We start from the raw sequence: 15,056 nt of genomic DNA, 5'->3' as shown, positions 1-15,056 counted from the left end.
TTATCTGCCACTAACTAAGATTACTTCCAACGAACAATGGCTTCGTAATCTAAAAACTTTTCTTTTTTAGATAGGCTTTCAGTCAATTTTTTATCTTTTTCTTCATCATACCACCAGTAATCAGATGAAAAACTCTCATCTCCATATTTACCAAGTGGTAAACTAGGCATTCCATATTTTTGCCAATACAAAAGTCGCGTACTTGGCAAATGCCAAAGTAAAACATATGGATATTCTTTATAAACAATTCGATCAATTTGTTTGAGAATCTCGTTTCGTTTGGATACTGAAAATTCCGTTTTTTGTTTTTCAATCAGTTTGTCCACTTCTGGTAATTTTAGTCCAGGTAAATTGGGTTGCCCTTCTTCATCTGCATACTTTGATAACCATTGAGATTCAGGATCTTTAAAGATCCCGGAGCCCCAAGCAGCCCAAGTCATATCAAAATCATATTTATCAACTCGTTCACTCCAAGCAGCCAAATCCAATGTATCAATCGATGCTCGGATACCCACTTCTTTGGCTTTCTCCAGAAACACTGTAAAATATTTTTCAGTTTTTTTATCTCGATCAAGGATTGAAAACTGGAATGGTTTTCCATCTTTTTCCAAAATCCCTTCCGAATTAGGTTTCCAACCAGCTTCAGCTAATAACTTCCTCGCCTTTTCAATATTAAACTCTGTTGGAATGTTTGGATTTTTTTCACCACCTAGATAAAAATCTGGATAATAACTATTTGTTGGATCATATTCACCATATGCTAGCTTATCGATCATTAATTTTCGATCCACAAGTAAGTTCATCGCTTCTCTCACTCGTTTATCAGCAAATATAGATCTTCGTGAGTTCATTGCCCAACCTTGGAATCCAATTGGTTTTAAATTAAAAATCCTTTGTTTAGCGATCCAATTTTGATCAAAAGCTTCCCCTTTTGCTTCTTCAACCCATACAAATGCAGAATAAACAGGATAAATGTCGATATCACCTTTTTTGAATGCTTGTAACGCGACTGCTTCTTCATTATAAACTTTGTATACAATTTGATCAAAATTGTTTCGACCTTCGTTAAACGGATAAGCCCTTTGCCACCAATCTCCTCTTCTTTCTAATTTGATGTATCGGTTCTTTTTGACTTCAGTTATTTTATATGGACCAGAAACAATAGGAAATTCCATATTTTCTTTATTAAAATCTTTCCCTTCAAAATGATGTTTTGGTAAAATGAAGATGGACGATGCGATATCATTAAAATTATTCCAATGAACTTCTTTTGCCTCAAAAACAACTGTTAGGTCATCGACTTTAACTGGTTTTAAAAAACGTGAAAGAGAAATCCTAAAAACTGCAGTTCCATTTTTGGGATTCATGATTGTATCATAAGTAAAAATGACATCATCTGCTGTAACAGGTTTCCCATCAGACCAACGTGCATTGGGATCCAAATAAAAAGTGAATTTCTTTTTGTCTGAAGATATTTTCCATTCCTTTGCAAGGTGTGGGATGGTTTCCAATGTAAGTGGATGGTAAGCAGTGAGAGGTTCGTATAAACTTGTGAAAATTCTTGCAGTTGTCGTGAACTGGTCTAAATAATAGTTCAATGATTTTGGAAATTGGTGAGAGTAAATCCGTATCCTACCTCCCTTTTTAGCCTTTGGGTCTGCGACAGGATTTTTCAGTTGTAAGGCTTTGGGTATGGAATTTGGATCACCTTCCCAAGGAAGGTCAAGCACACGACTCAGGCTTTCTTTATTGTCCTCTTCTGAACAATTTTGAAAGAAAAGAATTGGTAAAAGACAGGTAAAACCTACCAAAACAAACTTGATTACTTGGGAACGAACCATATGGTATTGAACTAATTTATGAAACATCCCTTCCATCAAATCCATTTGTACGAGATAGGCTCAAGGCTTTTTTGTGGAAAAAAGGGGGAACAACTTCCTGTAATTTTCAATGAATTAGAAAAAAAAACTCCCTTTACTTGGGCAGATGAAATTTGGCTTATGGGAGTTTGGAAAAATAGTCCAAGCTCACAAAGAATCGCTCAAACAATGCCTGAACTAAAACCAGGTTACCATGCTGTCAGATCACAACTGGCAAACACTGATATTTACGGATCTCCCTATTCCATTTATGAATACAACTTGGACCCTCTGATCGGTGGAGAGAAAGACCTAACAGCAATATACGAATGGTTCCAATCCCAAAACAAAAAACTCATTCTCGATTTTGTACCCAACCATATGGCAATTGATTCGCCACTGGTTTCAGAATTTCCTAATTTATTTCTCAAATCATTCCTTATAGAAGAAGATCAAAATAGTTTTTTACACCCAAATGGAAATCGTTACAAACATGGCAAAGATCCATATTTTGATGGATGGACGGACACAATCCAATGGGATTTTTCAAACCCTGAAGTAGAAAACTGCCACATTCAAATCTTAAAAAGGATCGCCAAACATTGTGATGGTGTTAGATGCGATATGGCAATGTTACCTTTACCTGATGTATTTGAAAAAACTCATGGGAAACGATCCGTATACCACTGGGATAAGGTAATTCATTCCGTCAAAAGTGAATTCCCACATTTTCGATTTTATGCAGAAGTGTATTGGGGATTGGATGCTACATTACGTTCACTAGGTTTTGATGCTACATATGATAAATCACTTTATGACGATTTGGCGCATCATCGATTCGAGCAGGTAGCAGAACTTATTTCAAATGAAACTGGACAAATATCAAAACCAAACCTAATTCGTTTTCTGGAAAACCACGACGAAAATAGAGCCAAACATATATTTGGCGAACATTCCAAAACATACTTTAGTTTATTATCTTGTTTACCAGGCATACTACTTCTTTTTGATGGACAAGAAACTGGTTCTCTCAAAAAAATTCCTGTCCAATTGAAAAAAGTAGATGAAGAACCATTTGACAGAGACATTGAAGAATTTTACAAAAGAGCCTTCAGCACATTCTCCAAACGTTCCAATCTGATGGAATACCAAACTGTAAATTATTCGGAAATGAACCAATTGCCTGTTTTTATGAGGTTACTGATCTCAAACAATCAGACAGAACTTTTCCTTTGGAATTACAACCAAGTACCTTGTTCAGGATGGATTCCTTATGAGGAAAAAATACAGTATCAAGAAACAGTAATCAATATTGTTTCGAATCAGATTTACCCACAAGGCAAACCTCAAAAAGAAGGAATGTATTTCAAATTAGAACCTAATGAGATACAGTGGTTTACTTTTTAACCCTTTCGGCAAACACAACACCTTGGATCATTCTCAAATTTTCTAATATTTCTTTTAGTTGGTCTAAGTGATCAACTTCTAACATGAATTTGGCGGTAAGTGTACCATTTGGATGTGAAGAAGCACCTGCCTCCAATATATTAGTTTCCGTACTCGAAATAGACTCCACCATCGATAGATAAATTCCTTGTACGTCTTTGGCACGGACTTCTATTTGAATTGGGATTGGTTCCCCTGGTCCTTCCCAACGAACGGGAATAGTTTTCATCCACTCTAACTGTTTGGTTGCAGTTGTGCAGTCTTTTTTGTGAACGCTAACCCCTCTTCCACGTGTGATAAAACCAATGATTTCATCCCCTGGAATTGGTGTACAACAAGAGGCAACTCGAACTGGTACATCATTCCAACCAGCAACCGATATCCCAAACTCTTTTGATTCTTCTTGGTTTTGGTTCGGTTTTGTCGGTTTTTTAATCTTAACTTTTTTGATTTCTTTGATCGTATTTTCATCAAAGGTTGGATTGGAAGCTTCTAAAACAGAACCAATGGTTTCTTTTTGGGAATCTTCCTGGAGTTTTCGAAAATAGGCACGTAACTTTTGTCTGGCGCCAGAGGTTTTCACAATCCGAAGCCAAATTGGTGATGGTTTCGAATTTTTTTCTGTAATGATTTCTACTTGGTCACCCGACTTCAATTCCGTACGAAGTGTAACCATCCTACCATTCACTTTGCCACCACGCGCGTGTAGGCCTACATCAGTGTGTATACGAAATGCATAGTCCAAAACCGTTGCACCTTTTGGCATTTCGATGATTTCACCTTTTGGTGTGAAAACAAAAACCTCATCTTCATGAAGGTCATATTGGAGTTCTTCCATAAACTCTTTTGAGTCTAAACTTGGATCTTGCCAAGATTTCAATATCTCCAACCATTTCATGCGGAAGGCATTTTCCACACCATTTTGTAAGATAACCGAGGAACGAGAAAGGTTAGTCGATTCTTTGTATGCCCAATGAGCAGCCACTCCGTTTTCAGCTATGGCATTCATCTCTTTTGTACGAATTTGTACTTCCATAGGACGACCATCGGGTCCAAACACAGTTGTATGTAAAGATTGGTATAGGTTTGTTTTGGGAGTGGCAATATAATCTTTGAATCTTCCAGGAATTGGAGTCCATAATGTATGCACGATTCCAAGTACACCATAACAATCTTTGATTTCATTTGCAATGATTCGAACAGCACGAAGATCAAAAATTTCAGAAAAAGATTTTTCCTTGGTTACCATCTTACGATAAATTGAGTAAAAATGTTTGGCCCTTCCGTCTATCCTTGCATCAATATTGATTTCTGCTAATCGTTGTTTTAATATAATTTTAATTTTTTCAATGTATTCATCACGTTCCGATTTTTTAGCCGAAACTCTTTTCTTGATTTCTTGGTATTCTTCTGGATGCAAAGACTGAAAGGCTAAATCTTCCAATTCAAATTTTACCTTATAAACACCGAGCCGTCCCGCAATGGGAGCATACAAAGATAACACTTCTTTGGCGATACGTTTCTGTTTCTCTTCTGGTTGGAATTTTAACGTTCTGACATTATGTGTTTTATCTGCCAGTTTAATTAACATCACACGCACATCTTTTATCGTAGCAAGTAACATCTTTCGAATGTTTTCTGCTGCTTCAGTTTCTTTCGATTGTGATTTAATTTCGGAAATTTTTGTAACACCCTCTACAAGAGCGGCAATGTCCTCACCAAACTCTCTAGCCATATCTTCTTTGGTGTAACTTGTATCCTCTACAACATCATGTAATAATCCTGCAGCGATTGCCCTTTCATCTAGACCTAAGTCATCCAATACAGAAGCAACATTCATTGGATGGATGATATATGGTTCGCCAGAAAGCCTTTTTTGTCCTTCATGCATTTTATTGGCAATGTGATAAGCTTTTTCGATAAGTTGTGCTTTTTCGGAACCGAGTCTTTTTTGGACTGCATCGAATAACTCTTGTTTGTCCTTTATATCTTGATAAAGTCCCATTATTTGATATCCAAACTAATGTCCAAAAATTTCACAGTATGAGTTAAATATCCCATACTCACTCCAATTCCATCAAACTTAGATAAAAATTTTAATTTATCAGGTGTTATGCCACCTGAACATTCGATACGAATCTCTGGAGCTTTTTCTTTTAAGATATAAATTGCTTTTTCGGTATCTCCATCGGAAAAATTATCCAAAAGAAGGATATCTGGCCTGGAATCGATGGCATCTTCTAGTTGGGAGAGCCCATCAATTTCCAATTCAATTTTTTTCCCTGGATTTTTCTGCCTTACCATTTGAACGGCTGATTGAATCGAACCTGCTTTTGTTATGTGGTTATCTTTTAACATTGCCATGTCCGACAAATTGATTCTATGGTTAGCACCGCCACCTGTATACACTGCATATTTTGCTAATTTTCGATAACCAGGTAAAGTTTTTCTAGTATCTAGAATGAGGAGATTTGGAAACTGTTTGGAAACTCGATTGGCATTCGTAGCAATTCCCGAAAGGTATTGGATGAAATTGAGTAAAATTCGTTCCATTTTTAAAATACCAACGAGAGATCCTTTTAACTCACCAATGATTGTCCCTTTGGATAAAGGGGCACCATCTTCCAAAATTTGATTCCATGTTACCTTTGTTTTTGATTTTTGGATTAGGCAAGGAATCACAGAAAGTCCACATAACACACCTTCTTCTTTCGCAAGTAGGATAGCAGTACAAGATTCATCAACAGAAAACAAAGTATCCGTTGTAATGTCTCCCGCAGGCAAATCTTCTTCCAAAGCCAATTCCACCAAGCTTTCAAAGTCTTTTTCTGTGATTGATGTTATGGGAGTTGTATATCCTCTATTCATATTCATCCTATAATTTAGACAAAAAAAAAGCTGTCTTTACGACAGCTTTTTTCACATCACCTAAACAATGTTTATTGTTTAGGAGCTTTTCCGATTTTTCCCGTTTTTGGTGGGATATTGAGTTTTTGTTTTGGATAGATTAGATTTTTGTTACGAATGGATTTACGATTCGCTTCAAAAATACGTGGCCAAAGTTTTGCATCACTATAGATATCTTCACGATCTGCGATTCTCCAGAGGCAATCTGCAGGATTAGATTTTTCTACAGTGTATCGTTTCCAACCACCAGACAATTCTTCTACTTGAGAAGAAGATGCTTTTGTATCTTTTGTTTCAGTGGTTGTTGTCTCAGTTGTTTCTACTGTTTTGCGATCTTTCTTAGCAACGTTATTTTTTCCTTTGAGAGTTTCGATTTGGTCGATTGAAATTTCAGCCAAACGGATTGCTTCTTCGGATTGAGCAATAGAATCCTCAAACTTATCTTGTTCTAATAAGTTCCCAGATGCTTGTAAAGATTCATTGGAAGCTCCAAGGTTTTCTTGTGTGCTTGCATATGATTCTTTTGCATTTGATTTAAGATAGGTTTCAGCATTTAACTCACCAAATCGAACGTTTGCATCTTCAACCACTTCACGTGCTTGTGCATTGCGATTTTTTGCATGGTCTTTAATTGAATCTTGCAATAAGGATGCAGATGCCAATCGAGCAGCTTTGATTTTTTCGTCCGCTGATTTTAATTTACCTGCTTGAATGTCTTCTCTTGCAGAAGCCACTCTCGCTTTTTCTTCATCAATGGCAGGGTTTCCCGCTTTTGAATAAGAAGCTGCTTTGTCGAGTAATGCATCTACTTCGTCTGCAGATTTGACAAGTGCCCCACCTGATTTCTCAAGTGCAACTTTCCTTGCGTCTGAACTGATTTTTGACGCTTCTTGGAATTGGTTATGAGCATCTTCATATTCTTGTAAAGCAACAGTTCTTTTTAATTCTTTTGCAGTTTCGTCTTTATCTTCACGTAAGTAAGAAGCAAGGCTAGCATCAGCTTGTGCTAATTTGGTTTCACCTGCATCTCTTGCACTCACTGCCTTTTTATATTCTTCTGGAGTGTATTCAGAAGCGTAAGCTTCGTCTGCTGCGTCAATGGCAGCAACTGCTTCTTCTCTTGATTTTGCAGCTAACTTCGGTAATGTTTTTTCTAATGCATCATATGCTTTGGAAATTGCATAATCAGCACTCTTTTTGGAGTCCGATGCTTTTTCTTCAGCAGCAAATTCATTTGCAGAAACTAAACTTTTTTTCGCCTCAGTGTATTCTTCTGGTGCATATTCTTCTGCGGAAAGTCTTTCAGCTCTTTCTACTTGAGATTTTGCCAAAGCTAATTCTTTGAGAGGTAGTTCTTGGGAGCAGTTTACAAAACCTGCTGAGAACAATACCAAAGCGGAGAGAAAGACAGATGTCTTTTTCTTTCTTAACATAACAAACTCCTTAATGTTTGGTAGGGGGGTGAAAAAAAGAGAGAAGCGCATATACGCTTCCTCTTTTATTTGAAAGCTGTGACTGCTTCGTCTTCGCTATCGAAAATTTCAAAAAATGAAGTCAACTTTGTGAGTTCAAATACCTTACGGACAGAACCTGCCACGTTGATGATCTTTAATCCACCTTGGTATTTTTTCAGGTTGGACAAACTTGAAATTAAAGCTCCAATTCCGGAAGAGTCGATATAAGATACCTTCTCGAGATTGATGACGATGCAATACTTTTGTTCTTCGATCAATTTGGCAATTACATCCTTGATCTCAGGCGCGTTATAAAGGTCGATTTCCCCGTTAATATCGAGTACTACGATTTTATCTTTTTCCCTTCTGGTGATTTCCATGTGTGTCTAGAGACTCCTCAATGAAGCTACAATCAATGTAGAAATGACGGTACAATTGCATTCAAAAAAAATAGGTACGTCAACCTAATAATTTTAGCTACCAAACAAATTTTTCCAATGGTCATAAAATGGCCTAAAATTGCCTGTTTCTATGGACTTTCGCATCTTTTCCATGAAGCTTTGCATAAAAAATAAGTTATGGTAGGTGGATAAGGAAAACGCTGTTAATTCCTTTACTTTATGTAAATGACGAATGTAACCTAGACTATATGTTTTACATACTTTACATTCACATTCTGGATCAATGGGCATCTCACTCAATCGATGGGATTCATTTCGTAGGTTGATTTTGCCTCTAGATGTAAATACTTGGCCATTTCTTGCATTTCGTGTCGGCAAAACACAATCAAACATATCGATCCCGTTTTTGACTCCTTCTAGGATGTCCACAACAGTTCCAACACCCATCAGGTAATGTGGCCTCTGTTTGTCCAAATAGGGTGCCATACATTCCAAAATGCGAATGTATTCCGGCCTTGGTTCCCCAACACTGAGTCCCCCAATGGCGATCCCAGGGAAAGCTATGTTTTGAAGGGTTTCTAAGCTCCTAAGACGCAAAGATTCGTTCACCCCACCTTGCACAATTGGGAATACATTTTGCCCATTCGGATTCTCCATCCAATACTGATAGGATTCTTTGGCCCATCTATGTGTTCTTTCGAGGGCAAGTTCCAAACGTTTGGTATCACTTCCGTATGGGGCACAGTCGTCGAGTACCATCATGATATCAGAACCAATGGAGCGTTGCACATCAATGACAGAGGCAGGTGTAAATTTATGATAACTCCCATCAATATGGGATTGGAATCGAACACCGTCGTCTTCAAATTTAAAGAGACTCGCAAGACTAAAAACTTGGAACCCGCCAGAGTCAGTGAGTAATGCTTTTTTGTAAGACATGAAATATTTGAGACCTGCGAAGTGGTCCAAAACTTCTTTCCCTGGTTTTAAATACAGATGGTAAGTATTGGCAAGGATGAGTTCATAACCCAGCTCATTTATGTCTTCGGAAGTAAGTGACTTGATACTTCCCCGAGTACCAACCGGCATAAAAATCGGTGTTGGGATTTGAACCCCACCTAAAGTTAATGTACCAGTCCTTGCATAGGAGCCGGTATCATAGACTCCTTCTTTAAATATCGAAGTCACTACTTTTTGTTCTTATGTTCGCAGGTTGCAAAGTTCAAACAATTCCCGAAAATATTCAAACTATGCCCAGTGATGGTAAACCCATTTTCAGAAGCTGCTTTGTTTTGTAATTCTTCAATACGTTCGTCGATGAACTCAACGATTCGACCACATTGCATACAAATGATATGGTCATGGTGTTCGTGGCCAATGATGTGTTCGTAATATTTATAATCTTTGCCGAAGTCATGTTCTTCGAGAAGCCCAGCTTCTACCATAATCGCAAGGATTCGGTAGATGGTAGCCTTTGAAATTCGGTCTTTATTGTCTTTCAGTTCGTCGAGCAAACCTTCCGCTGTAAAGTGGTTATGAGAAGAAAAAATCTTTTGCGCAACTAACAAACGTTGGTTTGTAATTTTTAAACCTTTTTCTTTGAGATATTCTTCAAAGGCGAGCATCTCTTTTTTTGTGTCTTCATTGGAAATAGGATCGTTTTGCAAGGGTTAGATCTCCTAAATAAATAAATTAATTCAATACACCAGAGAGAGAATAATACCAAGCCCTTTCTGCTTCTTCCGCTATCCGAAGGGCCATCACACGTAACAATCGATTTTGAGCTTCCAATTCTGATTCTCTGTACCCAATTTGGGTAGAAAAATGCACTCTTCCCGGAATTTCACTTCGTTCCATGGGAATTTTGACTCCTGTTTCGGCTTCAATAATTTCCACTCGCGTGACCACAAATAATTCAGAGGTGATTTGTTGGTCAGCCAAATCCATGAGATCCCCCACTTTTTGGTAGTGGACAATTTCCGCATACAAGCGGTATTTCGCGAGAGTTTTTTCACGAGTTGTGATGAACCTACCTCTGCGATCAATCTCTTCCATGATCATTTGTGTGAGTCTCGTGTGCATCCCTGGTGAATAGGTATTGTTTCTTACATTTTGAATGTACAAAAGTCTTTTGGAATCAGGTACGGGAACTCCATCGATTTTTGGTGGTCTACCTGGTTCCTTAAATAGAAAAGAACAGCCAGAGACGGTAAGAAAGAGTAAAATGATGACACCTTGTTTCATGGGAATTTGTTCCCTGTCATACTAGGTCTCAAGTCTAGTTTGTCAAGGGAATCGAAACCATAGAGAATTTCCTTTTCCTTAAGGAAAGGCATGACAAAGTATGTGGTAGGTTTCTACTTTTCCCATGCGGCCTAGAGAGATTTTTACGTTTGGACTATCCTTAGTTTTTTTGGCACCCACCTTATTTGCGGAAACAAAAATTCCAGAAATCCCTCATTCAGAAGTTGGATTTCCGTTACCCTATTATTCTCCTGTTTCAGGAACTTTTGCGGAAATCAGAAACCATAACCTACATTTAGGTTCAGACTTTAAATCCTATGGCTTAAACGGCCACAATATCCTAGCCACTTTTGACGGTTATGTGGAAGAAATCAGTTATTCCAAAACAGGTTATGGACTTTCATTAAATTTATACAATCCTAAATACAAAATCAAATCAAAGTATGCCCACTTACACTCCTTTGGCGGAACCTTGTATGAATTAGAACTCTTAAGAAGAGCCTTACTCCTGATGGGAGACCCAACAGGATTCCAACTCAAACTTCCACCAGGAATGTTTGTTACCAAAAAGGGGAATGCCATTGGAAAAACAGGGGAAACAGGATCTGGCCCTCCTCACCTTCATTTAGAATTTAGGTCCGAAAAAGGAAATATCAATCCGCTCTACTTTGCTGAAATCCACCAAAAGGATGTCACTCCCCCCACTATCATATCTATGTTTTTAGAAGGAGACGGATTAGAAAAACCTCTCCTCCTCAATGCAAAAGAAATTGGGAAAGGGAAGTTTGAATTGTATACAGAACAAGGAGATAAATTCACTTCGATCCAACTAACAGGCAAAATTCGAATCCGATTAAGCGGTTATGACAAAATTCGATCTAGAAACAAAAACAATGTGTATGGAATGGATTTATTGGTGAACGGGAAATCCGTTTTCTCACGAAACTTTGATTTTTTGTCCTTTGAAGATAAATCACAAAAACACCAATTTTACGATATAAATCGATCTTCGTTGTCACCACCTGTTTATTTTTATCATATGTATGAACAACCAAAACTCTTCAAAGAGGAAGGTTATTCAATTAATCTTAGTTCGTTTCCGAAAAAAGATAAGGTCCAAGTCCAGGCCTCCTTACGGGATGCTACAGGAAATGTATCTTCTGTATTTTTTGACCTCATCCATGAAGAACAAACACCAGATCTCAGCACAAAACCAATTAGCAAAAAAACAGGAAACAAATACAAATCATTGGATGGTGTTATCTCCATTGATCTAACAAAAGCTGAAATTTCTGGTGAAGGAAGTTTACTCATTACAGAGATACTCGAAAAGGAAATTCCGTTTAAAATTCCCAAAGGACTTCCATTAAAAGGCAAAATTTACCAAGTTGATACCAAACGAATGAGTTGGAAAGGCGAAGGCCAAGGAGAGATGAATTTAGGATTTACTCCTTCTATCAAAGATTCTTTATATTTTTTTGATTCTTCCATCGGTAAATTCCAAGGCATACAACCAAAACGAAAACCCAACGGTTTTAGTTTCAAATTAACAAAAGTTGGTTTTCTTATGGTTCTATCAGACGAAACACCACCTAACGTTTTTCCTATGACATCAATTGCAAGATACATTGAACTACCAGAAGTACGAAACCACTGTCTGGAAGAAAAATACTATGGATTATCGGATTTGGGGAGCGGATTTCGAACCAATGTAGAACTACTGGTAGATGGGCAAAGTTTTCCGTATGAATACGATCCTGATAGGAGTGCCATCAGGGTTTTGATTCCCAAGAGTTTACAAAAAGAAAGGCCTTATCTTCTTTTGGAAGTTAAGGCATCTGATTTTGCCGGAAACAATTCCGAACCGTTTTTGGATCTAATTTCTACAAATGGTTGGAGGGAAGACCTTCAGGCTTCCTGTCCAGTCATTGAGTAACGAGCGATATCCAATACCTCGTATACAGTTTCTGTTGCACCGAAAACAAGAGTCGCTTCGTTGCCAGTGTGTTTACCTAGTAAAGACTTCGCAAGTGGTGATTGGTAAGAAATGATATTCTTTTCAGTATCAGCATCCCATGCACCTAAGATAGAGTAAGTGACAACTTCACCAGTTTGTTTGTTTTTCAAACGAACTGTGGTTCCAATTCCTACTTTTTCTGTTTTCACATCACTTAAATCTAAGATACGAGCACTTTTTAGTTCTGCTTCTAAACGTTTAATTGCTGCTTGGAGTTGTGCTTGTTTTTCCATCGCTGCTTTGTATTCTGCGTTCTCACGTAAGTCCCCTTTTTCTTGGGCCTCACCGATATCACGAGAGTTCTCAGCCATCTCAACATTTACAAGGTGTTCAAATTCAAGTTTTTTTCCATTAAATGCGCGTCTTGTTACAAGAACCACATCGTTCGGAAGGTTTGCTAACGGATCATCATCTGCATCTTCTTCTGAATCATACTCATCCCATACAATGTTTGGTTTGAGTTCATTAATGAGAGCATACAATTGGTCTTTTTCTAAATCAGTCACATAAGGAACTTCTTTGAATAGAGCAAACAATTTACGAACATACTCATCGTCTGCATTGGTTAAGATGTCACGAAGAAGGCTATTGTCTTTTCCGAACAAAATGTCCATTGCTTGGTTTTTGAGTTTGGTTCCCTTGTCCTCAATTTTGGCTAGAGGTTTTAAGATACGGAATACACGAAGAACTAAGTCTTCTTCACTTACCTTTAACCAATCAAATTTCCAAGTATGAGATAAAATCGATTTTGCTACCCAAAGGAAAACTTCAGGGTTCTCTTTTGATTTGTTAGAGACAGTTTCTACAAACAAATTGAGTTCAGCATACTTTTCATCAGCTACCAAGTTTTGGAATACAGATCTGTTAACCTTCACTGGAACTTCGAAAAGTAATCCAATGAGGATATTGATTGCTTCTGGGTGGTGCGCACGAATGAGATCTTTAAACCCTTTTTTGATATCTGTGTTTTCTAAGGACTTAGAAATTTTTAGAGCATCTTCTTTTGTTAAAGTTTGGATGAGGGTTTTTAATTCTGGTTCACGGATTTTATGAGAAAACTCTTCCGTTGGCCAAGCTTTTCCTGCTTCTTCCAAATAAAGGTAAGCAGAAATTTTGCGTATGATATCTCTTGCTGATTCTTCTTCCACATAATGGGAGATAAAAAATTCACCAGCTTCAGCAGCTTCATCAGAATCACGCACTGCTTCCATTGCGATTTCCAATTTTTTATTCACATCATTGCTAGCTTGGAATTTTTGCGTGAGAGTTTCGGAGTGAGTGATCGGTTTTTCATGGTAAACCACTTCATCCTTTTTCTTAGGATTCATTCCGATGTTGGCTTCTTTTTTGAGAACGGTTTTGACTTTTGCCCACCATTTTGACCACTCATCTGCTTTCAAAAAAGTTCCAATGAGTTCATTCTTCATATCAGAAATGAGCATTCGGTTTTCGTAAGAAGTGAGGAGTTGTTTGAGGAATTCAGCCAAGTTCTCTTGGAACATGGTAGTGATGCCTTTTTTATCTTCGTAGTGTTGTACCCAAATATGATCTTTCTTCAATGGTTTGAGAGAAGTGATCGCCATTTGGATCGAAAGTTTGTGGTCTTTCTTTTCTTCAAAATCAACAAAGATAGAATCTCCCGTTTGAGAGATGGATGTAATTTTACCAACACCCCAGTTTCTATGCATTACATAGTTACCAGTATCAAACACAATGTTACGTTCGAAATTAGTGATACAAAGTTTAACAGGCTTACGGTTGTTTCCAAGTTCACTCATCTTGAGGAAGTCTTCAAGCAACGAGTGAGCCGCATATTTTTGTTTGTAAGAACGAATGAGTTCGTTTCTTGCTTTTTGAGAAGCAGGTTCGTGTTCTAAAATTTTCTTTAAGAAGTAAATAACATGATCCCAATCTTCCATTGCCTTAAAAGGCTCAACAATTGGGTAAAGAAGACCAACTAACCGAGTTTTTTCTCTTTGGCCGAGCAGGATCCTTTCAATTTTGTCAAAAAAGGCTACGTCTTCATAATTGTTTTGAACGATGGTAGGCCAAATTTCTTCCATCGGAACGTATTCTTTGTTTTTTGCATACATCTCAACCGCAAGTTTGAGATAAGACATCGCTTTTTGTTTGTCTTCTTCCATAATGGAGAATCCATACTTCTTTGCGATCTCAGGATTTTTGCGGTCTTGTTTTGCTAATTTTTCTAAAACAACTTTGAGTTCTTTATTTTTTTTAAGTTTATCAAGCGCTTCTGCTTTCACTCGGAGAGCAAGCCTATGGTCTCCAAAACGTAAAATAGAATCAGTAATGTATTCAATGATAGTCCATTTTGCATGTGCTTTAAAAGAATCCAAAATGTTCTTCACCAAATTCGCATCACCCATGGAATCTTCCATGAAAGAAATGATCATTAACATGTATTTGGCGGAGATTGATTCAGGGTGTTCTTTGAAATGGTCTTCGATTTTTTGTTTAGCTTCTGCTAAACGATTTTCTGCCTTATATGCATCAATGACATCGTCAAAGATTTTGAATTTAGAAACGGGCACCGTTCCTGCATCAGCACGAACATAAATTTCCTCATTAAATAGAGGTGTTAGTTTGTCGTTATCGGCAATTTTGTTTGATTTGTCTTCGGTAATAGTCTCAGGCATGAAAAGAATCTCCCTCTTCGTATTTCCAATAAAGGGTGTTCATAGTTCCTATAAAGTTGTTACGGTAAATT

At 37.6% G+C, this 15,056-nt stretch carries 11 protein-coding genes; 2 read left to right on the top strand and 9 right to left on the bottom strand.

Annotation, left to right across the window (positions count from 1 at the left end):
- Window positions 1–20: 20 nt before the first annotated feature.
- Window positions 21–1,868, bottom strand: a complete 1,848-nt coding sequence (locus ND855_RS04870) for an extracellular solute-binding protein (protein WP_407658700.1) — start codon at window positions 1,866–1,868, stop codon at window positions 21–23.
- On the opposite strand from ND855_RS04870, the gene ND855_RS04865 reads away from it, so the two are divergent.
- Window positions 1,860–3,266 (top strand): alpha-amylase family protein, encoded by a 1,407-nt coding sequence (locus ND855_RS04865; RefSeq protein ID WP_265357425.1) that lies wholly within the window; start codon window positions 1,860–1,862, stop codon window positions 3,264–3,266. The two genes, ND855_RS04870 and ND855_RS04865, sit on opposite strands and share 9 nt — an antisense overlap.
- Here ND855_RS04865 and ND855_RS04860 read toward each other — a convergent pair.
- The 7 genes from ND855_RS04860 to ND855_RS04830 all read right to left on the bottom strand — a co-directional run bounded on the left by ND855_RS04860 (window position 3,256) and on the right by ND855_RS04830 (window position 10,311).
- Window positions 3,256–5,310 carry a RelA/SpoT family protein gene (locus ND855_RS04860; RefSeq protein WP_265357424.1) on the bottom strand — a complete coding sequence of 685 codons (2,055 nt, stop codon included), beginning with the start codon at window positions 5,308–5,310 and terminating at the stop codon, window positions 3,256–3,258. The two genes, ND855_RS04865 and ND855_RS04860, sit on opposite strands and share 11 nt — an antisense overlap.
- Window positions 5,310–6,173, bottom strand: a complete 864-nt coding sequence (gene nadC / locus ND855_RS04855; protein WP_265357423.1) for a carboxylating nicotinate-nucleotide diphosphorylase — start codon at window positions 6,171–6,173, stop codon at window positions 5,310–5,312. The genes ND855_RS04860 and nadC overlap by 1 nt, the downstream gene beginning before the upstream one ends.
- A 71-nt stretch (window positions 6,174–6,244) precedes the next feature.
- Complete coding sequence (locus ND855_RS04850) at window positions 6,245–7,645, bottom strand: lipoprotein LipL71 (RefSeq protein ID WP_265357422.1); 1,401 nt, start codon at window positions 7,643–7,645, stop codon at window positions 6,245–6,247.
- A 65-nt stretch (window positions 7,646–7,710) separates the two neighbouring features.
- Window positions 7,711–8,046, bottom strand: coding sequence for an STAS domain-containing protein (locus ND855_RS04845; protein WP_002975418.1), 336 nt, complete (start codon window positions 8,044–8,046; stop codon window positions 7,711–7,713).
- Window positions 8,047–8,139: 93 nt separating this feature from the next.
- A complete protein-coding gene (gene tgt, locus ND855_RS04840) occupies window positions 8,140–9,255 on the bottom strand; it encodes a tRNA guanosine(34) transglycosylase Tgt (RefSeq protein ID WP_265357421.1) in 1,116 nt (371 codons plus the stop codon).
- Window positions 9,255–9,692, bottom strand: coding sequence for a Fur family transcriptional regulator (locus ND855_RS04835; RefSeq protein ID WP_244242780.1), 438 nt, complete (start codon window positions 9,690–9,692; stop codon window positions 9,255–9,257). The genes tgt and ND855_RS04835 overlap by 1 nt, the downstream gene beginning before the upstream one ends.
- A 67-nt stretch (window positions 9,693–9,759) precedes the next feature.
- Window positions 9,760–10,311 carry an LPS assembly lipoprotein LptE gene (locus ND855_RS04830; protein ID WP_265357420.1) on the bottom strand — a complete coding sequence of 184 codons (552 nt, stop codon included), beginning with the start codon at window positions 10,309–10,311 and terminating at the stop codon, window positions 9,760–9,762.
- Window positions 10,312–10,435: 124 nt separating this feature from the next.
- On the opposite strand from ND855_RS04830, the gene ND855_RS04825 reads away from it, so the two are divergent.
- Complete coding sequence (locus ND855_RS04825) at window positions 10,436–12,247, top strand: M23 family metallopeptidase (RefSeq protein ID WP_265357419.1); 1,812 nt, start codon at window positions 10,436–10,438, stop codon at window positions 12,245–12,247.
- On the opposite strand, the gene greA is transcribed toward ND855_RS04825, so the two are convergent.
- On the bottom strand, window positions 12,220–14,985 hold the full coding sequence (gene greA / locus ND855_RS04820) for a transcription elongation factor GreA (RefSeq protein ID WP_265357418.1): 2,766 nt from the start codon (window positions 14,983–14,985) through the stop codon (window positions 12,220–12,222). The two genes, ND855_RS04825 and greA, sit on opposite strands and share 28 nt — an antisense overlap.
- Window positions 14,986–15,056 lie beyond the last annotated feature (71 nt).

The sequence above is a fragment of the Leptospira paudalimensis genome (assembly GCF_026151345.1).
Taxonomy (GTDB): domain Bacteria; phylum Spirochaetota; class Leptospiria; order Leptospirales; family Leptospiraceae; genus Leptospira_A; species Leptospira_A paudalimensis.
Note: the sequence above shows the minus strand (reverse complement) of the source record. Positions and strands in the feature narration are given on the sequence as shown.